The sequence below is a fragment of the Pseudomonas sp. BN411 genome, assembly GCF_029871235.1.
In the GTDB taxonomy this organism is placed as follows: domain Bacteria; phylum Pseudomonadota; class Gammaproteobacteria; order Pseudomonadales; family Pseudomonadaceae; genus Metapseudomonas.
In genome coordinates, this window is record NZ_SSOM01000084.1 from 63,998 (window position 1) to 85,784 (window position 21,787).

Here is a 21,787-nt window from a genome sequence, read left to right on the forward strand (position 1 = left end):
GCCTAGGACACCGCCCTTTCACGGCGGTAACAGGGGTTCGAGTCCCCTAGGGGACGCCACTTTGTAAATGCTGTACGCGGGAATAGCTCAGTTGGTAGAGCACGACCTTGCCAAGGTCGGGGTCGCGAGTTCGAGTCTCGTTTCCCGCTCCAAATAAACGAAAACGCCGCTCACATGAGCGGCGTTTTCGTTTCTGCATTCCGGGTTCAGACCAGATTGAGCTGGTGGACCGGACCTTTCTCGATGGCACGCTCGGCCATCTCCTTCAGTCGCTTCATGGATTCGGCCGATTCGCGGTCGATCTTGCCGCGCATCACCAACCAGTTCGCAAGCCGCATGGCCAGTCCGGAAAAGCCGTACTCCAGGGTGCGGACGAAGCGGGTTCCGCTCGCCGTGCTTTCGCATTCATAGGTCAGCACCAGATTCAGTCCGTGGGTACCCCGCGCGGTGGCGCGCCAGCGGCGGCCGGGGCTGTACTCGGTCACAGCCCAGCTCAAATGCCCGGCGCGCCCGCCTGCGTGTATGTCTTCCTCGAAGTGGCTGCCGGCCGGCAGAGGCCCGGCGGTGCCATCCACACGCAGTGAGGAGGGGTGCCATTCCGGCCAGCGGGTGACGGTGGCTGCATAGGCCAGAACCCGCTCGGGGCCGCGGTCGATTTCCACTTCGTGCTGCAGTCGGGTCATGGCGATCTCCTGTTCCATTGGCTCCCAGTGCAGGCTTCCCTTGAGCCAGTCCATCAGCGGGAAAACCAGGTTGAAGTTGTGGGTCTGCATCAGGTCGCGGCGATGGTGCAGCTCGTGTAGGCGGCGCATGTGGCGGATCCAGGGCAGGCGCGAGATCGGGTGGTCGGGTGGCAGGTGCTCGCAGGCGTGGAAGACCTCGTAGCTCAAGTACCCGGCCAGCAGGGTGGTGGAGAACAGCGCGGCGACGTTGGCGTTGACCAGGGACAGCAACCACCAGGAGGCGAACAGGCCGACGCTGTAGAACACGATCAGCCAGGCGGGGAAGAGGATCACCCGCCAATCCCGGGCCGATTCCCAGGTCATTCGCCCGGCGACGAAGAAGCTGTGGTGGTCGCCGGTGTGGCGCTTGTAGAACATCCCGCCCACACGCGTCTTGTGGTGGCCCAGGTTCTTGTGGATGGAGTACTCGCCCCAGTTGAAGAACACCAGGGCCGCCGGCACCACCAGCCACTCCCAGGGTTTCACCTCTTCCAGGTGGCCAATGAAGAAAGCCAGGCAGGCGACGCCGTAGAGCAGCACGAAGCCGCCATGCAGCCAGACGTTGTAGAGGGGGTGAATGCCCGCGCGATAGCGGTCGCGAAACGCCTGGGTGTCGTGGCTCATGGCTGCTCCGGCAGTCTTGTTGGTGTGCCCCGCAGTCTAGTGATGGTTCCCGTCTTTTGAAGCGGGGTTCCCGGTTATTCGTGAATTTTGGCAGAAGTGCCGGCCTTGCGTGGTGCGTGCGAGGTCGGAGTCCGCATGCTGGAAGTAGCGTTCCCAGCTTGCCGATCAGAGGGTCTTCAGCGGCTTGCCCGACGGGCGGTTCGCGCCGCTCTAGGCCCCCGGTGGTAGTGGATTTTTCCAGGGGCTACGGCGTGATGCACTTCGTTAGCTAGCGAACGAAGTGCATTTGGGCCGGTCCTATTTTCCGAGATCGATCGTTGGGTCGTAGCCGTCCAGTCAGTCGAGTTGGCCGAGGAGGCTCCCGCAGATCGTTTCTGTTTTGCCTTTTTTGTTGTCCGGAGTTTGATTATGAAATCTGTTATTGCCCTTGCTTCCGCCCTGACCATCGCCCTTTCGGCCACCGCGGCCATGGCTTCTGGTGGTGCCGATCGTACAACGGCACGCTGGCAGGCCCGCCTGGCGCAAGTCCAGCTGAAAGAGCAGAAGCAGCAAGAAGCTGTCGCTGCAAAACAACGCGCCGAACTGTCCAAGCAGGGCTGATTCGAGGCGCTGGCTGGCGTCATTCTTCACGGCCCCACAGCGCATTTCGCACCCCATCAAAAAAGCCCGCCCGGCAGTGCCAGGCGGGCTTTTTTGCATCTCTCGAATCATCTCGGGCTGGGTGGCGCGAGCGCGAAAGCCTACTCGCGCAGTCGGCGCAACAGCGGCCAGGTGCCGAGCGCGGCGGGTACGCCAAGACCCAGCCAGGACAGGGCGTCCCACCAGCCGTCGCCCAGCAGTGCGCTGAACAGGCCCAGGGTGCAGAGCAGGCCGATGATCGTGGGCAGGAAGAAGGTCGATTGCCGCCAGTTCATGCCGTTGCCTCCTCGGTCGAGCGCTGCCCGGCGCTGCGGCGCTGGCGAACCCACCAGAGGTAAAGGCCGCTGCCGAGCACGATGATGGTGAGGATATCCAGCGCGGCCCACAGCAATTGCATGGGACGGCCGCCGTAGTCGCCAAAGTGCAGCGGCTGCGACATTGCCAGGGCGTCCATGTACCAGGGGCGCTGGGCCACGGCGGTGACCGCCAGGGTGCGGGCATCGATCAGCACCGGCGTCCACAGGTGGGCGGTGAGGTGCGTGCTGCCGACCATGAATACCGTGTAATGATGCTCGCTGGAGAAGCGGGTGCCGGGGAAGGCGATGAAATCCGTCTGCATGCCGGGCAATGCCTCGGCAGCGATCTTCAGGACGTTGTCTGCCGGGGCGCGCTCGGTGAGCGGCGGCGCATCGCGGTAGGGCTCCACCAGGGCGCTGAGCGCGTCCTGGCGCCAGGCGCTGATCAGCAGGTCGGCGCAGGCGCTGATGACGCCGGTGAGGCCCACCACCAGTGCCCAGGTCAGGGTGACGATGCCGATCAGGTTGTGCAGGTCCAGCCAGCGGGTGCGAGTGGCGCGCTGGTGCCGCACTTCGGCGAACTTCAGGCGGCGCATGAAGGGCGAGTAGAGCACCACGCCGGAAATGATGGCGACCACGAAGAGCACGCCCATGAAGGCCAACAGCAGCTTGCCGGGTAACCCGGCGAACATGTCGACGTGCAAGCGCAGGATGAACATCAGCACGCCGCCGTTGGCAGCCGGCATGGCCACTGGCTCGCCGATGCGGGCGTCGAGCATGAAGGTGTGGGATGAGTTGGGTTCAGTGCCGGCGGTGGCGGCGGTGATCGCGACCACGCCGTTGGGTTCGTCCTTTTCAAAGCCCAGGTACTGCACCACCTCGCCGGGGCGGTGGCGCTGGGCGGCCTCCACCAGTTGCTGCAGGCCCAGATGCGGTGTCTCCGGTGCCATTTCGCGCAGCTCGGGCGCTTCACCCAGCAGGTGTTCCAGCTCGTGGTGGAAGATCAGCGGCAGCCCGGTAAGGGCGAGCATCAGCAGGAAGAGGGTGCAGATCAGGCTGGTCCAGGTATGGACACTGGACCAGCGACGGATGGTGCTGCTTTGCATGACGAATCCCTGTTGCGTGGGCTGCCCACTGGGGGCAGCCCTTGTTCGCGATCGCGCGAGGCTCAGAACCTGTAGTTCACGCTGCCGACCACGGTGCGTTCGTCACCGTAGTAGCACCAGTAGCCGTCACAGGTGGACAGGTACTCCTTGTTGAACACGTTCTTCGCGTCCACCGCGACGGAAACACCGCGCAGCGAGCTGTCCAGGCGGCCCAGGTCGTAATGCACGGAGGCGTCGTAGACGGTGTAGGAACCGGTGTGGCCCAGCCAGGTGTTGGCGGTGTTGCCGTAGCTGTCGCCGACATAGCGCACGCCACCGGCCACGCCGAAGCCGTCGAGGATGCCGCTGTGCCAGGTGTAATCGGCCCAGGCGGTGGCCTGGTTGCGCGGCACCTGGGCCATGCGGTTGCCCTTGTCCGGACCTTTCTGGATTTCGCTGTCGGTGTAGCTGTAGGAAGCCACCAGCTTGAGGTTTTCGGTGACGTCGGCGGTGGCTTCCAGCTCCAGGCCGCGAATCTCCAGCTCGCCGATCTGGCGGGTCACGCTGCCTTCGGTGACGCTGACGTTGGTCTGGTTCAGGTCGTAGACCGCGGCGGTCAGCATGGCGTCGGTGCCAGGCGGCTGGTACTTGATGCCGACTTCGTACTGCTTGCCCTCGGTGGGTTCGAAGGAGACGGTGCTGTCGACGTTGGCGCCGATGGCGGGCTGGAAGGACTCGGCGTAGGAAAAGTACGGGGTGATGCCGTTGTCGAACAGGTAGCTCAGGCCCACGTTGCCGCTGAAGGCAGCGTCCCGCTGGGTATTGGTGGCGTCGTTCTTGTTGAAGAATTCGGTGCCGGTGTGCACCCAGTCTTCACGGCCGCCGAGGGTCAGGCGCCAGTTGTCGAGGGCGATCTGGTCTTGGATGTAGAGGCCGGTCTGGTAGGTCTTCTGGTTGAAGTCCTGCATGGTGAAGTAGGTGACACCGGACATGTCCGCCCCGTAGATCGGGTTGTTCACGTTGATCGGCGGTACACCCATGCCGTAGAGCCAGCGGTAGTTGGTGTTCGCGCGCTGGTGATCGAGACCCAGCAGCACGGTGTGGTCCAGCTCGCCGGTGCTGAAATCGGCCTGGAAGTTGTTGTCCACGGCGAACTGGCTGATGTCTTCGTCGACGATGCCGGATTCGCGGTTGACGTTGCCGTCGGCATCGATGCTGTTGAAGGTGGCTACGTTCACCGCCTGGAATTCCAGGTCGCTCTTGGTGTAGCGCAGGTTCTGGCGGAACTGCCAGACATCGTTGAAGCGGTGCTCGAAGGAGTAGCCCAGCGCGTAGTAGGTGCGGTCGTAGAAGTCCCAGTCCGGCTCGCCCAGGTTCTTGTGGTGGGAGATATCACCGAAGGGCGAATCGATCTTGGTGCCCTGCAGTGGCAGGAACTGGCCGGTGATACCCGTATCGTCGCGGGTGTACTGCGAGAGGAAGGTCAGGCGGGTGTCTTCGTTGAGTTTCCAGGTCAGGCTGGGCGCGATGTTGTAGCGCTTGTCCGGGATGTGATCGATGGGGGTGTTGCTGTCGCGCACGGTGCCGCTGACGCGGTAGAGGAACTGGCCCTCATCGTCGACCTTGCCGGTACTGTCGAAGTTGATCTGCTTGTGTTCGTTGTTGCCGGCCTGCAGCTCCACTTCATTGGCCTGTTCCTCCTGGGGGCGGCGGCTGACCATGTCCAGCAGGCCGCCGGGCGGGGTCTGCCCGTAGACGGAAGAGGCCGGGCCACGCAGCACGGCGATGCGTTCCAGGTTCCAGGGCTCGATCTTCGGGTTGGCGAAGGAACCGACCGGCAGCGGCAGGCCATCGAGGAACTGGGTCGGCACGAAGCCACGCACCTTCAGCCAGTCGGCGCGGGAATCGGAACCGTAGCCGCTGCTCATCACGCCGGCGGTGTAGCGCAGCGAGTCATTGAGGTTGAGGGTGGGGCGCGAATCCAGTTGTTCGCGGGTGATCACGGAGATGGAACGGGGAATCTCGTTGATCGCGGTGTCGGTCTTGGTGCCGGCGGCGGTGCGGCTGGCGACCATGCCGGTGGTGGGGCCCCAGGCGGTTTCGTAGTTGCGGCTGCCGTCGATGTTCACGTCCGGCAGGTTCATCACCTCGTCGGCCACGGGCGCCAGGCTGTAGCTGTCGGTGCCGTTCTGCACCAGACGCAGGTTGCTGCCCTGCAGGGCCTGGGACAGCGCCTGCAGCGGGGTGAGCTCACCCTGTACGGCGGGCGCGGTACGGCCGGCGGTCAGGGCCGGGTCGATGCTGATGACGATGCCCGCATCCGCTGCGATTCGATTCAGGGTGCTGGCCAGCGAGGCGGATGGCAGTTGGTAGGTCTCGGCCAGCGCCTGGGTGGACAGGCCGCCTAGGGTGACGGCCAGCGCCAGCAAGGTGCGTCGGAACGGGGCGGAAGCAAGGTGCATTGCGAACATCTCCTAAGTGAGAAATCGTCTCAATGCCTTCTTGCCGAGCCAGAATCGAAAAGTGACAGGGGGACGGAGAAAAAATTTTCTGGCCCGTCCCTGGACTCATCTTGTGTGGGGCGAATCGACCCTTTCGGTCGTTTTCGTCGTTGTGCTTGGAGGTTTTCGTGGTGTGGGTCGAGGCACGCAGCCCATCGATGGACTGATGGGCTGCGTTCGGGTCTAGTCCTTGGCCGGTACCACGCGCACCCACCAGTCGCTGAAGCGCTCGATGCGCACCGGCAGGCTCGGGGGCAGGGCGGCCAGGGCCTTGTCGCTGTCGTTCAGCGGGAACACGCCGCTGATGCGCAGGTTGGCCAGGGCCGGGTCCAGGCCCAGGTAGCCGCTGCGGTATTCACCCAGGCTGTCGATCAGCTCCGCCAGCGGCATGTCGTCGGCCACCAGCATGCCGTGGCTCCAGGCTTCGGCGCCGACCGGCGCGGCTTGGGTGGGGCCGAGGTGCTGGCGGTCGATGCGTACCTGTTCGCCGGCCTGGATGATGCGCTCGCCGGACGCGCTGTGCGGCTCGGCGGCGACCGCGGATTCGAGCACGATCAGGCGGGTCGAATCGCCCTCGCGTCGCACCAGGAAGCGGGTACCCAGCGGCTGCAGGCGACCCTGGTCGGTATAGACGAAGAACGGGCGCGAATCGGCATGGCCGGTCTTCACCAGGATTTCGCCGCTGCGCAGGTAGAGCCGGCGCTGCGGGCCATCGAAGTCGATATCCAGCGCAGTGCGGCTGTTGAGCTGCACGATGGTCTTGTCCGCCAGGCGCAGTTCGCGATGTTGGCCGCTGGTGGTCATTTCATCGGCCAGGTAATCACCGAGGGGGCGCTGCTGGGCCAGCAGGCCGAGCCCCAGGCCCACCGCCAGTACCAGGGCAAGGGCGTTGCCGGCGACACGATGCAGGCTGCGTCGCCGCACGCCGCCGCCGCGCAGCAAGGCGCGACGGGCGTGGCCGGGAGCGGCGGCCGAGAGGTGCTGGTCGATGCCCGCCAGTTGCTGCCAGACCTGCGCGTGTTCCGGGTGCGTTCCCAGCCAGCGGCGGAATTCGTGGCGTTCCTGTTCGGTGGCTTCGCCTGAATCCAGGCACAGCTGCCAGGCGATGGCTTCGTCCAGAGCCCGCGCGGATACCCGGCTCATGTCGGCTCTCCGTAGAGGGCGATGTAGCACTGGCGCATGCCCTGGGCCAGGTACTGGCGCACGCGCGAGGTGGAAACCCCCAGGCGCTCGGCGATCTCGGCGTGGCCGAGGCCGTCCAGGCGGTTGTAGAGGAAGGCGGCGCGCGCCTTGCTGGACAACTGGCCCAGCAGGCGATCGATCTCCCGCAGGCTTTCCAGGATCAGCGCCTGTTCCTCGGGGCTCGGGTGCAGGTCCTGGGGCGCCTGGGCCAGTTCTTCCAGGTAGGCGCGTTCCAGGTCGTTGCGGCGGAACTGGTCCACCAGCAGGCCGCGGGCGATGGTCGCCAGCAGGGCGCGAGGTTCGCGGGGCGGTTGCAGGTCGGCGCGGGCGAGCAGGCGCAGGAAGGTGTCCTGGCTGACGTCTTCAGCGCGGTGGGGGCATTGCACCGTCTTGCGCAGCCAGCTCAACAGCCAATCACGATGGTCTCGGTAAAGCAGCCCTACCAGATGCGGGTTCGCGGGATCACCGGCCGACACGCTGACCTCATTGAGAATAACTGGGAAGAGTGTTTAAGAATGATTCGCAATGATGACAGAGGCTGGCACCGTGCCGCAATTGGCGCAGAGCAGTGGGCGATGGATGGCGGTGCGGGGGGAGAAAGGCGGGGAGGGGCGGCACAGGCGCCGCCCCGGAGGGCTCAGTGCTTGTTGCCGTCTGCCGGCAGGGCGAGCAATTGCTTTTCCTGGTTCCAGTCGAAGGGTTCGTCGTTCTGTTCGGCCTCGTAGCGGCGCTCATCGAGACGTTGGTAGAGGTCGATTTCTTCATCGGGCATGAAGTGCAGGCAGTCGCCACCGAAGAACCAGAGCAGGTCGCGCGGCACCAGGTGGGCGATCTGCGGATAGCGATGGAATACCTGGCTGATCAGGTCCTGGCCCAGGTACAGGCTGCCTTCCGGGTCACGCGGCAGCTCGCTCATCAGTTCGTCGAAGCGCTCGACGAAGAGGGCGTGGTTCTCCTCGGGAACCTGTTCGGCCTCGCCCAGGGCGACCAGGATGCTGCGCAGGTGGGCGAGCAGGGCGATGTGGTGGTCGAGGTAGGGATTGGCCATGGCGGATGTCCTGAAGCTGAATCGGGCGCGGGAGTATAAGGCCCCGCGCGCCCGCTGTCGTGCCCGCGGGAATCAGCGGATGCCGCCCTCGCGGAGGTGCAATTCCTCCTTGGCGAAATCGTCGACATCGATCACCCGCCGCCGGGCCGCTTCGACGGCACGGACCTGTTGCGCGTCCTCCGCATCCAGCAGGTCTGCCGCCAGGGCTGCGTCCACCAGCGGCTCACCCGGTGCAGGTCGCAACTGGCCGGATTTCAGCGCCGCTTGAAGCTTGTGCAGCAGGGGGCGGCTGCGGCCGATCTGGTCGATGGCGACTTGCAGGGCGCCTACCGGGTCGTCGGCGGATTGCGGGCGGTAGCAGCCGGTCAGCAGTTCCTCGAGCGCCGGGTCGCCTCGGTCGCGACCGATCACCCCGGCGACCTCGGCGTCCAATGCGTCCGATGGGCCTGGATGGCGACGGTCGAGGGGGAACACCAGCACCCGCAACAGGCCGCCCGCGATGGCGTTGGGGAAGTTGTCCAGCAGTCCGTCCAGGGCCGATTCGGCCTTGCCCAGGCTTTCCTCCAGGGCCCAGCGCACCAGGGCTTGCAGGTGCTCGGGATAGTCGCGGTCGTGGTAGCGCTTGAGTGCCGCCGAGGCCAGATAAAGATGGCTGAGAGCGTCGCCGAGGCGCGCGGACAGCCTCTCCCGGCGTTTCAGCTCGCCGCCGAGCAACAGCATGCTGCTGTCGGCGAGCAGGGCGAAGGCCGCAGCCAGACGGTCGAGGGCGCGGAAGTAAGGGCGGCTGAGGTTGTCGCCGGGAGCATCGCCAATCCGCCCCAGGCTCAGGCCCAGCAGCTGGCTGCTGGCGGCATTGCTCACGGCGAATCCGGTGTGCTTGAGCAACAGCTGGTCGAATTCTTCCAGGGCCTGGTGGTGATCTTCACGGCTGGCCAGGGCCATTTCCCTGAGCACGAACGGATGGCAGCGGATGGCCCCCTGGCCAAAGATCATCAGGTTGCGCGAGAGGATGTTGGCGCCTTCCACCGTGATGGAAATGGGGGCGCCCTGCCAGGCGCGACCGAGGTAGTTGTTCGGGCCGAGGATGATGCCCTTGCCGCCGTGCACGTCCATGGCATGGCCGATGCATTCGCGGCCGCGCTCGGTGAGGTGGTACTTGAGGATGGCCGAAAGCACCGAGGGCTTTTCCCCCAGGTCGACTGCACTGGCGGTGAGGATTCGCGCGCTGTCCATCAGCCAGGCGTTGCCGGCGATACGCGCCAGGGCTTCCTGAACGCCTTCGAATGCTGCCAGGGGCACATTGAACTGCTCGCGGATGCGGGCGTACTGGCCGGTCACCAGGCCGGTGAACTTGGCCGCGCCGGTGGCCGCCGCCGGCAGGGAAATCGAACGGCCCACGGAGAGGCAGTTCATCAGCATCATCCAGGCTTTACCGAGCATGGCCTGGCCACCGATGACGAAGTCCAGCGGCACGAACACATCCTTGCCGGAGTTGGGGCCGTTCATGAAGGCGGCGCCGAGGGGCAGGTGGCGCCGGCCGATCTCCACGCCGGGGGTGTCGGTGGGGACCAGCGCCAGGCTGATGCCGAGGTCTTCCACGTCCCCCAGAAGGTGCTCCGGGTCGTAGGCCTTGAAGGCTAAGCCGAGGAGCGTGGCCACCGGGCCGAGGGTGATGTAGCGCTTCTCCCAGGTCAGGCGCAGGCCGATGACTTCCTCGCCCTGCCACTGGCCCTTGCAGACGATGCCCAGGTCCGGCATGGCGCCGGCATCCGATCCGGCCAGCGGACCGGTCAGGGCGAAGCAGGGGATGTCCTCGCCGCTCGCCAGGCGCGGCAGGTAACGCTGGCGCTGTTGGTCGGTGCCGTAGTGCAGCAGCAGCTCGGCGGGGCCGAGGGAGTCGGGCACCATCACGGTGGACGCGAGGTCGGCACTGCGGGTGGCCAGTTTCATTGCCACCTGGGAATGGGCATAAGCGGAGAAGCCCTTGCCGCCATATTCCTTCGGGATGATCAGGGCGAAGAAACCGTGCTGCTTGATGTGCGCCCAGGCCTTGGCTGGGAGGTCCATCTGCTGGCCGATCTCCCAGTCGCTGACCATGGCGCAGAGTTCCTCGGTGGGGCCATCGAGGAAGGCCTGTTCCTCTTCCGTCAATTGCGGGCGGGGCGAATCCAGCAGCTTGCGCCAGTCCGGCCGGCCGCTGAACAGCTCGCCATCCCACCAGACGGTGCCGGCCTCGATGGCATCGCGCTCGGTCTCCGACATGGGCGGCAACACCCGCTGGAACCAGGCGAACAGGGGGGCGCTGAGCCAGCGGCGGCGCAGTTCCGGCATTGCCAGGGGCAGGGCGGTGGCGAGCCAGCCCAGCCAGAAAAGGAGCAACAGCCAGCCCGGGGCGTGGCTGAAGAAACCCATCAGCAGCAGGAAACCGGCCACCAGGCCCAGGGCGGGAAACGGCGCGGTACGGCGATGGGCGAGGCAGGCGATGCCCAGGGCCAGGGTGAGCAACCAGAAGAACAACATGAGCGATCCTCCTTGATGGTGGCGAGCGCGCCACGAGCTTAGTCACCACCCAGGACCATGGCGACAGGAGAGCCAAACTTGGCCGGAATGTCGTGTCCGCAGGGAAAACGGGCTGGATAGACTGGGCGCCATGTCCGCAGGAGATCCCCCATGCAGCACTATCTGGAATCCGGCCGCTTCGTTGATAGTGACCACCCCCTGGTGGTCGAGTTCGCGGAAAGACACCGGGGCGCCAGCCGCGACCCCGTCGATACGGCCGTCAGCCTGTACCTCGCGGCGCGTGACGAGGTTCGCTACAACCCCTACGTGTTCAGCCGCGATCCCGAGACCCTGAAGGCCAGCCATGCCTTGGCAGCGGGCGAATCCTACTGCGTGCCCAAGGCGATCCTGCTGGCTGCTTGCGCGCGGCATTGCGGCATTCCCGCGCGCATCGGCCTGGCCGATGTGCGCAATCACCTGGCCACGCCCCGGCTGCTGGAACTGCTGCGCAGCGAGGTGTTCGCCATGCACGGTTACACCGAGCTGTACCTCGACGGTCGCTGGGTCAAGGCCACGCCGGCCTTCAACCTGGCGCTGTGCCGGATGTTCAACGTGGCCCCGCTGGAATTCGACGGGTACAGCGACAGCATCTTCCACCCCTTCAATAGCCAGGGTGAGCGCTACATGGAGTACCTGGCGGACCACGGCCAGTTCGCCGATCTGCCTGAGGCGCTGTTCTTCGACCACCTGGCGACTGTCTATCCGCACCTGTTCCAGGAAGGCTCGTTGTTCCTCTCCGGCGACCTGCACGCCGAGGCCGCCGCAGCGAGCTGACGCACAGTTTCATAAGTAAAGTTTGCCGGGCGCTTTGCCATCGCCCGGCCTGCCAGTAGCATCGTCGCATTGCACAGGGAGCGACGAATGCGAACCAAACTGGATGCCTGCCTGCACGCGGTCAATCAGGTGCTGTTGGGCAAGGAGGCACAGGTACGCCTGGCCCTGACCTGCCTGCTGGCCCGTGGACACCTCTTGATCGAAGACCTGCCCGGCATGGGCAAGACCACCCTGGGCCATGCCCTGGCCAAGGTGCTGGGGCTGAGCTTCCAGCGTATCCAGTTCACCTCCGACCTGTTGCCCGGCGACATCCTCGGTACCTCGGTTTTCGACAAGGACAGTGGCCAGTTCGTCTTTCATCCCGGCCCGGTGTTCGCCGAGCTGGTATTGGCCGACGAGATCAACCGCGCCACGCCCAAGAGCCAGAGCGCGTTGCTGGAGGCCATGGAAGAAGGGCAGGTGACCATCGAGGGCGCGACCCGGCCATTGCCGGAGCCCTTCTTCGTCATCGCCACCCAGAACCCGGCGAGCCAGGGCGGCACCTTCGCCTTGCCGGAGTCGCAGCTGGACCGCTTCCTCATGCGCCTGTCCCTCGGCTATCCGGCCAAGGCGGCGGAGAAGGCGTTGCTGCAAGGCGCGTCGCGCCGCGAACTGCTGCCGCGCCTGGAGCCCGTCTTCACCCATGCCGAACTGGGGCTGATCCAGGCCGAAGTGCCCAAGGTGATAGCCCGTGATGCCGTACTGGACTATGTGCTGCGCTTGGTGGATGCCACCCGCAGCCAGCCGCAGTTCGCCTGGGGGTTGTCGCCGCGCGCAAGTTTGGCGCTGCTGTCTGCCGCCCGTGCCTGGGCGCTGCTGGCGGGGCGCGATTATGTGATCCCTGAAGACGTCCAGGCGGTGCTGCCCTCGGTCGTGGGGCACCGGCTGCGCGAGCGCGCAGATCCCTCCGGCCATGGCGGCGGCGCGCTGGTGCAGTGGTTGCTGCGCGAAGTGCCGGCCCTCTGATGCTGGAAGTCCAGGTCGATCGCTGGCTGACCCGGCGCATCCCGCGGGCCAACCAGGTGCGCCTCGACCAGCGGCGCATCTTCATTCTGCCGACCCGTGCCGGCGCCGCCTTCGGAGTGGCGCTGGTGCCCATGCTGCTGGTGGCGATCAATTACCAGAACAGCCTGGCCTACGGGCTGACCTTCCTGCTGCTGTCGGTTTTCCTGGTGGCCATCCTGCATACGTTCCGCAACCTGTCGGGGCTGAACCTCAAGGCGGCGGGTGGTGCCCCGGTATTCCTCGGCGAACAGGCGCACTTCCACGTCACCCTGGAAAGTACCCGCCGTGAACACCAGGCCATCGCGATTGGCTGGCCACCCTTGTCCTTGCAGGTCCAGGACGTGGCGGCCAAGGGCGCCTGCGACGTGGAGCTGCACCTTCCCACCGAACGTCGTGGCTGGCTGCGGCCCAGACGCTTGCGGGTCGAGAGTCGCTATCCCCTCGGGTTGCTGGTGGCCTGGAGCTGGGTGGACCTGGACCAGGCGCTGCTGGTCTACCCGCGTCCGCTGGAGGGCGACCTGCCGTTGATACCGGGACGCGGCGAAGATGACGGCGAAGACGGCCAGCACGTGCTCGGCGCCGGAGCGGACGACTACCAGGGTTTGCGTGCCTATCAGCCGGGCGATTCGCGCCGGCGCTTGCACTGGAAGGCGTATTCGCGAGGGCAGGGCCTGTTCGTGAAGGATTTCGCCGCACTGGCCGGACGTGATCTCTGGCTCGACCTGGACCAGATGAACGGTGACCTCGAAGAGCGCCTCAGCCTGTTGTGCCATTGGGTGTTGCAGTTCTCCTCCCGTGGCCAGCCTTTCGGCCTGCGGCTGGGCGGGCAGGAGTTGGCACCGGAGACCGGGGACGCCCACCGCGAAGCCTGCCTCCGTGCCCTGGCCCTGTTCGGGACGCCGCGATGAAGGCCAGCCTGCCCATCACCCGCATCGGCCTCACCTGGCTGCTGGTGGCCCAGGTGCTGGTGATCCTGCCACTGCTGCCGCACCTGCCGCTGTGGATCATCGCCATGTGGCTGGGGTGCGCCGGCTGGCGCATCCAGATCTTCCGCATGCGCGCCCGGTACCCCAGTGGCCTGGTCAAGGCCGGGCTCATCCTCGCCGTGGCACTGGGGGTGTTCCTGTCCCGGGGCACCCTGGTGGGGCTGGAGGCGGCCGTCGTGCTGCTGGTGGCGGTGTTCATCCTCAAACTGGTGGAGTTGCGCAGCCAGCGTGATGCGCTGGTGCTGGTCCTGCTGGGGTTCTTCACCCAGGTGACCGCGTACCTGTTCAACGACGGCATGCTCGCGGCCCTCTACAGCCTGCTTCCTCTCTGCGCCTTGCTGGCCGCCCTGGTGGGGTTGCAACAGAGCCGCTTCGCGGAGCATCCACTGGTGCCGTTGAAGGCCGCCGGCAGCCTGCTCTTGCAGGCCGCGCCGTTGATGCTGCTGCTGTTCCTGTTTTTCCCGCGCCTGGGCCCGCTCTGGTCTTTGCCGCTGCCCAACGACAAGGGCGTCACTGGTCTGGCAGACGCCATGAGCCCGGCGGACGTCGCCGAACTCAGCCGTTCCGGTGAACTGGCCTTCCGCGCCAGCTTCGAAGGCACGGTACCGCCCATGAGCCAGCTCTACTGGCGTGCGCTCACCCTGGAGCGCTTCGACGGCCGCCGCTGGTCGCAATCGTTAGGCTCCCAGTTCGGTCCGGCGGCGGACTGGCGCAAGGAAGGCGAGCCGCTGCGCTACAGCATCGTCATGCAGCCCAGTGGGCGGCCGTGGCTGTTCGGGCTGGATGTAGCCGAAACCCGCGACCAGGACGTGCGCAGCCGGGCCGACTTCCGTCTGGAGCGCCGCAAGCCCGTGGACCGCACATTGCTCTACCAGGTCACGTCCTGGCCTGGGGCTGTGCGCGAACCGGCGGGAAACCCGGAGGCATTGCGTCGGTCCCTGCAATTGCCGGAGCAGGGTGAACCCCGCGCTCGGGCCTGGGCCGTCGAGCTCAAGCGGCAGCATGCGGACCCGCAACGACTGGTGGACGCGCTGTTGGCGCATTTCAATCGTGAGCCCTACGTCTACACCCTGAAGCCGCTGCCCCTGGGGGAGGACAATATCGATGCCTTCCTCTTCGATACGCGACGGGGCTTCTGTGCGCACTACGCCGGCGCCATGACCTTCGTCCTGCGCGCGGCCGGTATCCCGGCGCGTGTGGTGGCTGGCTACCAGGGCGGCGAACTCAACCCCGCCGGCAACTATGTGCTGGTGCACCAGTTCGACGCCCATGCCTGGGTGGAGTACTGGCTCCCGGAGCGCGGCTGGATCAGCGTCGATCCCACCTTTCAGGTGGCGCCGAGCCGCATCGAGCGTGGCCTGGAAGAGGCCCTATCCGGCGAGCAGAGCTTTCTCGAAGGCTCGCCCTTGTCCCCCTTGCGCTATCGACAGGTGTCCTGGCTGAACCAGGTGCGCCTGGCCTGGGACAACCTCAACTACGGCTGGCAGCGCTGGGTGCTGGGCTACCAGGGGGAGGCCCAGGTGGAGCTGGTGCAGCGCTGGTTCGGTGCCCAGGACGGCCGCGTCCTGGGCGTCGGGCTGGTGGGCGCCGGGGCAGTACTGATGTCAGTACTGGCGCTGTTCCTGTTCGCGCCCTGGCGCCGTGAGCGCGACCCGCAATTGCGCCAGTTCCAGACGTTCGAGCGCTTGCTGGCACGCCATGGCGTGTCGCGCGGAACGGGGGAGGGGCCGCGCGCCTTCGCCGAGCGCGCCAGTCGCGAGCTGCCCCGGCAGGCCGCGCAGATCCGTGCCTTCGCAGCTGCATTCGAAGCCAGTCGCTACGCCGCCCACCAGGGGGCCGACCCGCAGCGGTTGCTGAGCGAGTTGCGCAAGTCATTGCCCTGGCGCCTGCGGGGCGTACGCGGATGATCCATGCTGAGTAATACGCTGCCCGTCCGGGCCTGATCGCTGGAGAGACGCTAGATGGCCGCATTGCTGGACGACCTGATCGCTCAGGTCATTGCCCTCGAGATTCGTCTGCGCGCTTGTATTGAGCGTCTGGTGGCGCATACCGATGACGAGGCCCTGCATGACCTGCGGGTGGCGACCAGGCGATTGCGTAGTCTGTTGCACCCGCTGCGCGGCCTGGCAGCGGTGGACGTGCTGGACCAGGCGGCGGCCGACCTGGCGAGGTTGAGCAGCCCGTTGCGGGATCTGGAAGTGCTGATCACCGAACTGCGCAGCCAACGCCTGGAGCGACTGGTCCCGGATCGCGAGCGGGCGCTGCGCAGCGGCTATGCGCAGTTCCTGCTGGCGCCGGAGTTGACGCGCCTGTTGCTGGTGCTCGAAGCCTGGCCACACCTGATTCGGGTGTGTGATCGCGAAGGCCTGGTGACGGGGCTACGCAAGAAATCCGAGAAATTCCTTGGCAAGAGTCTCCGTCAGGTCGGGCAGGCCCTGCGCGCCCCAGCCCATGACCGCCATCGCCTGCGCCTGCTGATCAAGCGCCTGCGCTATGGCCTGGATGCTTACCCGAATCTGGTCGAACTGTCCCCTCGGACCCGGCAGCTGCTGGTGGGGGCGCAGACCGCCCTGGGCATCTGGCACGATCACGTCCAATGGCTGGCCCGCGCGGAAAACGAGCCGGACCTGCGCCCCCGAGTCCGCGCCTGGCAGGTGGCCATGCATGCTGCCGAAGTCCGTTCGGACCGGGTGCTGGAGAAGTTGCTGCGACGCCTTCGTTGACCTGCTTTGGCTGTTCTCCCCTTTGCCTTGGCGTGGCAGCCCTGCGACGCGCCTTTCGGGCCGGCGAGGCAATGCCCTAAGATCGCCGCCTGGGCGTTTGACTACAGGGATTTCAGATGATTTTTTCCGAATTGATCCAGGCGGCTCGCAGCAATCCGAGCGAAATTGTGGTGCCCGCCACCTGGGGGCAGGGTCGGGCGGCCTTCGGCGGCGTGGTCGCTGCACTGGCTTTCGAAGCCATGCGTGCGAAGGTCGAGCAAGGCCGGCCAGTGCGCTCCCTGGCCATGACCTTCGTCGGCCCATTGGAGCCGGAGGTGCCGGCCAGCTTCGAGGCTGAGCTGCTGCGTGAAGGCAAGGCAGTGAGCCAGGTGTTCTGCCGTGTGGTGCAGAAGGGCCAGGTGGTGGCGCTGGTGCAGGGCAGTTTCGGTGGTTCGCGCCAGTCGGTTGTGCAGCTGGAAGCCGAGCCCGCCCCCGAGATGAAGCCGGTCGCCGACTGCTTCGAACTGCCTTTCATCCCCGGCGTTACCCCGGAGTTCACCCGCCACCTGGCCATGCGCTGGTCCATTGGTGGCCTGCCATTCTCCAACAGCCGCGAGCGCGACATGGGGGGTTGGGTACGCTTCCGTGGCGACGTGGTTAAAGAGACGGTTACCGAATCCCATCTGCTGGCCCTGGTGGATGCCTGGCCGCCGGCAACCGTGCCGCATCTGTCTTCCCCCGCGCCGGGCAGCACCCTGACCTGGACCATCGAGTTCGTGCAGCCGCTGCCGCAACTGGATACCCACGACTGGTGCAAGTACCGCGCGCGCATCGAGCATGCCCGTGACGGCTATGGCCATGCGGCGGCGGCTCTGTGGACCCCCGACGGCGAACTGGTCGCCATGAGCCGGCAGACGGTGGTGGTGTTCGGCTGATTGTCAGCGCAGGGCATGCCAACTCGCGGGGTGGACATCGTTTTACAACTGTAGGTTGCGGCAGAGCAACGCGAAGCCCAACGGTGCGGACCTGATACCGCGCCGCGTTGGGCTTCGCTGCGCTCGCGGAACGCCGCCCGGCCCAACCTCCGGAAAGGCGCATTGTGCAGACAGGTGGGTCAGCGCTTCTTGTTGCGCCAGTTGCGCCACCACTGGCCGCTGAGCAGGAAGCGCGGGAAGGTGACGAACTGCTCCACCAACAGCCTGCCGATGGCGTCCTTGCGACCGCTGAAGGGTTCCGGCTGCACGGCTTCCAGTTTGTGGCCGCGCGCCTGCAGCGCCAGCGAGGCGAGAATGCCGATCACCCCCAGCACCAGCGCGCGGAAGCTGAAGGTGAACAGGCCGTTCGCCAGACTCAGCGCTGCAACGATGAAGATCGGCACCGCGATGATGTGCAGGATCAGGTTGGCGGGGTGCTGGTGGTTGTCGGCATAAGTCCGCCATTGCCACGCATGCAGATTGGGAAGTCGCTTGCCCATGACCGTCTCCTCAAGGGAATGACGGCAGCATAGTCCGGCCCTTGCGGGTCGGCGAATGCCTTCTTCCTATGGCGGGGATAGCCTGCTGCGGCGGGTCAGGCGCGCAGCTTGAGCTTGCGAATGGCTTGCGACAACTCGCTGGCCAGCCCCGCCAGTTCATTACTGGTGGAGGCGGATTCCACGGTCTGGCCGACGGTGAGTTCGGTGACGTCGCGAATACCCACCACGGCGCGGGTCATTTCTTCGGCCACCTGGCTTTGCTGCTCGGCTGCCACGGCGATCTGGGTATTGCTCTCGCGCATCTGCGCCACGGCCCCGGTAATGGCGACCAGGGCAGCGCCGGCCTCATGGGCGGCCTGTACGCAGTCGTCGGCCTTGATCGAGCTCTCCCGCATGAAGTCCACCGCGTCGCGGGTGCCGGACTGCAGCGCAGTGATCATGCTGGTGATTTCGTCGGTGGAGTCCTGCACGCGCTTGGCCAGGTTGCGCACTTCATCGGCCACCACGGCGAAGCCGCGACCCATTTCCCCGGCGCGGGCGGCCTCGATTGCGGCGTTCAGCGCCAGCAGGTTGGTCTGTTCGGCAATGCCATGGATGACGTTGACCACGCCGCTGATCTTCTGGCTGTCCTCGGCCAGCCGCTGGATCATTTCCGCGGTCTGCTGCACGCCGGAGGAAAGCCCGGAAATGGACTGTTCGACACGCTCAACCACGAGCTGGCCGGCACCCGCCAATTGGTCGGCATTCTGCGACTGGTCGCGGGTGTCCGCCGCGTGCTGGGCGATGTGGTGGACAGTGGCCGACATCTCGTTGATGGCGGTGGCGGCCTGGTCGGTCTCGCTCTGTTGCCCGAGCATTCCCTGACGCACTTCACCCATGCTGGTGGCCAGCCGTGCGGCGCCTTCATCGAGACGGGCGACGGCCTGGGCGACTGTGCTTACCACGCGCTCATATCCAGCCTGCATGGCGTTGAAGGCGCTGGCCATCTGGCCCACTTCATCCCGGCTGTCCAGCGGGACGCGGGCGGAAAGGTCGCCGCTGCGCTCCACGTGGAGCATCACGTCCTTGAGGGTGTTGAGGTGGCTGAGCAGGAAGCGGATCAGCAATTGCGACGCCGCCAGCAGGGCGATCATCAGCAGGAATACCGAGATCGCGTATTCCACGAGACGGGCACCGAATAGCTGGATCAGGCTTGGGCTGCTGGCGAGGACGGCGACGCGCTTGCCATCAGCGCGATCGAAAACCTGGGCACCGGTGATGGGGTCGTTGCCCAACAGGCCGTCGTGCTCAAGCGCAACCCAGCCGCTGGCCTTGGCCAGTACCTGGCCACCGGGCAGCTGCGGTGCGCTGCCGGCGTCGAAGGTGAGGATTCGGGGCGAGGAGGGCAGGTCCTGGTCGGCAGGCCAGGAACGCAGCAGTTGCGCCTGGTCAGCAGCGGCTGCGCGGGCATCCTCGGCGCGGCCCTGCTGCTCCAGGAAGAGGGCATGCAGGACCAGCAGGAGGGTGGTGAAGAAGGCCACCGCGTTGACGGCCCAGAACTTGTATCTGAGGGAAATATCGCGAATCCAGGTACCCATGATCTTCTTCTTATGACTCGGACAGTATTGGCAAGGTGCCAGCATTCTCTGACGGAAATTTCCTACCAAAGTTGACCCGAATCAAGAGGTCACTGGAAAGCCTTCTTCAGTCGACGGCTGGCAGACCGAAGAAGGCGCGGGCGCAGGCGGTGGTGTGGCGCGCCAGCTCTTCCTGGCTCTCGCCGCGATGCAGGGCCACCTCCCGCAGCACCTCGGTGAGGAAGGCCGGCTCGTTGTGGCCGTGCTTGGGTTTGGGCCGCAGGCTGCGCGGCAGCAGATAGGGGGCGTCGCTCTCCAGCATCAGGCGGCCGCGGGGAATGTCGCGCACCAGGTCGTGCAGGTGAGTGCCACGGCGCTCGTCGCAGATCCAGCCAGTGATGCCGATGTGCAGGTCGAGGTCCAGGTAGCCGTAGAGGGCGCGCTTCTCGCCGGTGAAACAATGCACCACGGCCGCGGGGAGTTGATCGCGGTGTTCCCGCACGATGGCCAGCAGGCGTTCGTCGGCGTCGCGTTCATGGAGGAACACCGGCTTGCCTAATTCGGCGGCCAGCGCGAGTTGCTCTTCCAGCGCCTTTTCCTGCTGCGGGCGCGGCGAAAAATCGCGATTGAAGTCCAGCCCGCATTCGCCCACCGCACGTACCCGCGTCTCACCCAGGAGCACACGCAGTTGGCGCTCGCAATCGCTGTTCCAATCGCTTGCCTCGTGGGGGTGGACACCGGCGGTGCTGAACAGTCGCAGGCCGCTTTCGTCCAGCTGCTCGGCTGCCAGGAGGGCTTTTTCGCTGTCTTCCAGATTGGTGCCGGTCAGCACCAGTTGGCAGACGCCGGCTGCGTGGGCGCGCTCCAGCAAGGCGCGGACATCGCGGGCGAGACTGGGGTGGGTCAGATTGACGCCGATGTCGATGAGTTGCATGGTGCTACCTCGGATTGGAGCAGGGCAGCATAACAAAGCTCGAAATAATTCAAAAAAATCAGTATTTACAGGAACTTGGCGGCATATGTTGAAGTCAATGCCACGCTTTGACTGGCATCGGGGGCGAAGCTGTGACACTCTCCGCGCCCCTCGCTTACCAGCCAAGGATTCGCGGCGCAGCTCTACACGCTCATGCGCGCGCTGACGCCACGCCCTGTCCCTGGAGATTCGATGACGCGACCGCTGCTGATCCTGCTCTGCCTGCTGGCGTTGCTGCCCAGCATGGCAAGCGCGCGCCTTGCAGGGCCGCCGGAGGTCTGGCAGCAACCGGCCGAAGCCCGGGACCTGGCGCAAATCCGTCGCAGTGGCGTGCTCAAGGTGCTGGTGAACCAGAGCCGCAACAGCTCGGGTGAGGTCAAGGGCGAACAGGTAGGCGTGGAATATCATCGCGTCCGCGCCTTCGAGCAGTACCTCAATCGCAACGCCCGCGACGGGCGTGAAATCAAACTGAAGCTCATCCCCAAGGCGAAAGACCAGCTACTGCCAGCGCTGCAGCGCGGCGAGGGCGATCTGGTTGCACCCGGCGAGCTGATTTACCAGAGCGTGGGCGCCAACGTCAGCGCCAGTGCGCCGCTGCGCAAGGATGTACCGCTGGTGCTGGTCAGCCGCCAGGGACTGCGTCGCTACCAGCGCCTGGAACAGCTGTCCGGCCGTAGCATCGCGCTGCCGGCGGGCAGCGCCGCCGGTGAGGCATTGCGTCAGGTCAATGAGAAACTGGCCGGGCGCAAGCTGGCGCCCATCGTCATCGAATGGGTCGATCCGACCCAGGCGGTGGAGGATGTGCTGGAGATGGTCCAGGCCGGCATCTTTCCGCTGACGGCGGTGGAGCAGCCGATTGCCGAGCGCTGGGCCAAGGTCATGCCCAAGCTGCGACTCGACAAGCATCTGGTGCTGGACAGGCAGGGCGACATGACCTGGTTCGTTCGCCGGGATGCACCGACCCTGCGGGCCAGCGTCGACCGCTTCCTGGCTGACTACCGCGCGCCGGACGACCAGGATGCGGCTTTCCAGCGCGTCTATCGGCGCCTCTACAAGGTCCACAACCCCCTCGCGCGTCGCGAGCGCCAGCGCCTGGAGCGAGTACGCCCGGTATTGCAGCGCTACGCCGACCAGCACGATTTCGACTGGCTGAACCTGGCTGCGCTGGCCTACAAGGAATCCAGCCTAAATCCGGCCGCCAGAGGCGCCAGCGGTGCCACCGGCCTGATGCAAATCACTCCGGGGGCGGCGCGAAGTGTGGGTGTGGGGAACATCCAGAAACTCGATAACAACGTGCAGGCTTCGGCCAAGTACCTGGCGATGTTGCGGCGCAACTTCTTCGCTAGCGCCCAGCTTGAGGAGCGCGAACGCATGGCCTTCGTGCTCGCCGCGTACAACCTGGGGCCGCAGCGAGTCCAGGGCATGCGCGCGGAAGCCCGGCGACGCGGCCTGAACCCCAACCAGTGGTTTTTCCAGGTGGAACGCATCGCCGCTGAGCAAGCCGGTATGGGCGTTGTCAGCTACGTCAACAGCGTGAACAAGTACTACCTGGCCTTCGATCGCGAGCGTTATCTATTGGAGCCTTCGAAAAAGGCCACCAAGGCACGCAAATAATCGAATTA

The 21,787-nt window shown here is 65.8% G+C and carries 19 protein-coding genes and 1 tRNA gene; 9 read left to right on the forward strand and 11 right to left on the reverse strand.

Annotated features, from left to right (window positions below):
* Positions 1-76 precede the first annotated feature (76 nt).
* Positions 77-152: transfer RNA gene (locus tag E8F06_RS26615), tRNA-Gly, on the forward strand.
* A gap of 54 nt (positions 153-206) precedes the next feature.
* On the opposite strand, the gene E8F06_RS26620 is transcribed toward E8F06_RS26615, so the two are convergent.
* On the reverse strand, positions 207-1,346 hold the full coding sequence (locus tag E8F06_RS26620; RefSeq protein WP_280372172.1) for an SRPBCC family protein: 1,140 nt from the start codon (positions 1,344-1,346) through the stop codon (positions 207-209).
* 408 nt (positions 1,347-1,754) lie between these two features.
* Here E8F06_RS26620 and E8F06_RS26625 point away from each other — a divergent pair, with 408 nt between their 5' ends.
* Positions 1,755-1,946 carry a hypothetical protein gene (locus tag E8F06_RS26625; protein WP_280372173.1) on the forward strand — a complete coding sequence of 64 codons (192 nt, stop codon included), beginning with the start codon at positions 1,755-1,757 and terminating at the stop codon, positions 1,944-1,946.
* A gap of 140 nt (positions 1,947-2,086) precedes the next feature.
* On the opposite strand, the gene E8F06_RS26630 is transcribed toward E8F06_RS26625, so the two are convergent.
* The 7 genes from E8F06_RS26630 to E8F06_RS26660 all read right to left on the reverse strand — a co-directional run bounded on the left by E8F06_RS26630 (position 2,087) and on the right by E8F06_RS26660 (position 10,617).
* Entirely contained in the window at positions 2,087-2,260 is a 174-nt protein-coding gene (locus E8F06_RS26630) for a hypothetical protein (protein WP_280372174.1), read from the reverse strand.
* On the reverse strand, positions 2,257-3,387 hold the full coding sequence (locus E8F06_RS26635) for a PepSY-associated TM helix domain-containing protein (protein ID WP_280372175.1): 1,131 nt from the start codon (positions 3,385-3,387) through the stop codon (positions 2,257-2,259). The genes E8F06_RS26630 and E8F06_RS26635 overlap by 4 nt, the downstream gene beginning before the upstream one ends.
* A 62-nt stretch (positions 3,388-3,449) precedes the next feature.
* A complete protein-coding gene (locus tag E8F06_RS26640) occupies positions 3,450-5,828 on the reverse strand; it encodes a TonB-dependent siderophore receptor (protein ID WP_280372176.1) in 2,379 nt (792 codons plus the stop codon).
* 222 nt (positions 5,829-6,050) lie between these two features.
* The gene (locus E8F06_RS26645) at positions 6,051-7,010 is read right to left on the reverse strand and encodes a FecR family protein (protein ID WP_280372177.1); all 960 of its coding nucleotides are present in this window, start codon (positions 7,008-7,010) and stop codon (positions 6,051-6,053) included.
* Complete coding sequence (locus E8F06_RS26650; RefSeq protein WP_280372178.1) at positions 7,007-7,525, reverse strand: RNA polymerase sigma factor; 519 nt, start codon at positions 7,523-7,525, stop codon at positions 7,007-7,009. Before E8F06_RS26650 ends, E8F06_RS26645 begins: the two co-directional genes overlap by 4 nt.
* 161 nt (positions 7,526-7,686) lie before the next feature.
* Entirely contained in the window at positions 7,687-8,097 is a 411-nt protein-coding gene (locus E8F06_RS26655; protein ID WP_280372179.1) for a PA2817 family protein, read from the reverse strand.
* 72 nt (positions 8,098-8,169) lie between these two features.
* Positions 8,170-10,617 carry an acyl-CoA dehydrogenase gene (locus E8F06_RS26660; RefSeq protein ID WP_280372180.1) on the reverse strand — a complete coding sequence of 816 codons (2,448 nt, stop codon included), beginning with the start codon at positions 10,615-10,617 and terminating at the stop codon, positions 8,170-8,172.
* A 150-nt stretch (positions 10,618-10,767) separates the two neighbouring features.
* Here E8F06_RS26660 and E8F06_RS26665 point away from each other — a divergent pair, with 150 nt between their 5' ends.
* From E8F06_RS26665 to E8F06_RS26690, 6 genes are all read left to right on the forward strand, one after another.
* Positions 10,768-11,430: a transglutaminase family protein gene (locus E8F06_RS26665; protein WP_280372181.1), complete on the forward strand. Its 663-nt coding sequence runs from the start codon at positions 10,768-10,770 to the stop codon at positions 11,428-11,430.
* Between the two features lie 87 nt (positions 11,431-11,517).
* Positions 11,518-12,435 carry a MoxR family ATPase gene (locus tag E8F06_RS26670; protein ID WP_280372182.1) on the forward strand — a complete coding sequence of 306 codons (918 nt, stop codon included), beginning with the start codon at positions 11,518-11,520 and terminating at the stop codon, positions 12,433-12,435.
* Positions 12,435-13,382: a DUF58 domain-containing protein gene (locus E8F06_RS26675; protein WP_280372183.1), complete on the forward strand. Its 948-nt coding sequence runs from the start codon at positions 12,435-12,437 to the stop codon at positions 13,380-13,382. Before E8F06_RS26670 ends, E8F06_RS26675 begins: the two co-directional genes overlap by 1 nt.
* The gene (locus E8F06_RS26680) at positions 13,379-15,367 is read left to right on the forward strand and encodes a transglutaminaseTgpA domain-containing protein (protein WP_280372184.1); all 1,989 of its coding nucleotides are present in this window, start codon (positions 13,379-13,381) and stop codon (positions 15,365-15,367) included. The genes E8F06_RS26675 and E8F06_RS26680 overlap by 4 nt, the downstream gene beginning before the upstream one ends.
* A 54-nt stretch (positions 15,368-15,421) precedes the next feature.
* Entirely contained in the window at positions 15,422-16,183 is a 762-nt protein-coding gene (locus E8F06_RS26685) for a CHAD domain-containing protein (protein WP_280372185.1), read from the forward strand.
* 116 nt (positions 16,184-16,299) lie between these two features.
* Entirely contained in the window at positions 16,300-17,097 is a 798-nt protein-coding gene (locus tag E8F06_RS26690; protein WP_280372186.1) for a thioesterase family protein, read from the forward strand.
* A gap of 179 nt (positions 17,098-17,276) precedes the next feature.
* Here the strand turns inward: E8F06_RS26690 and E8F06_RS26695 are convergent, their stop codons facing one another.
* The 3 genes from E8F06_RS26695 to E8F06_RS26705 form a co-directional block, all read right to left on the reverse strand.
* Positions 17,277-17,636: an Mpo1-like protein gene (locus E8F06_RS26695; protein WP_280372187.1), complete on the reverse strand. Its 360-nt coding sequence runs from the start codon at positions 17,634-17,636 to the stop codon at positions 17,277-17,279.
* Positions 17,637-17,731: 95 nt separating this feature from the next.
* Positions 17,732-19,213 (reverse strand): methyl-accepting chemotaxis protein, encoded by a 1,482-nt coding sequence (locus E8F06_RS26700; RefSeq protein ID WP_280372188.1) that lies wholly within the window; start codon positions 19,211-19,213, stop codon positions 17,732-17,734.
* A gap of 106 nt (positions 19,214-19,319) precedes the next feature.
* Positions 19,320-20,126: a TatD family hydrolase gene (locus E8F06_RS26705; RefSeq protein ID WP_280372189.1), complete on the reverse strand. Its 807-nt coding sequence runs from the start codon at positions 20,124-20,126 to the stop codon at positions 19,320-19,322.
* A gap of 231 nt (positions 20,127-20,357) precedes the next feature.
* Here E8F06_RS26705 and E8F06_RS26710 point away from each other — a divergent pair, with 231 nt between their 5' ends.
* A complete protein-coding gene (locus E8F06_RS26710) occupies positions 20,358-21,779 on the forward strand; it encodes a transglycosylase SLT domain-containing protein (protein ID WP_280372190.1) in 1,422 nt (473 codons plus the stop codon).
* Positions 21,780-21,787 lie beyond the last annotated feature (8 nt).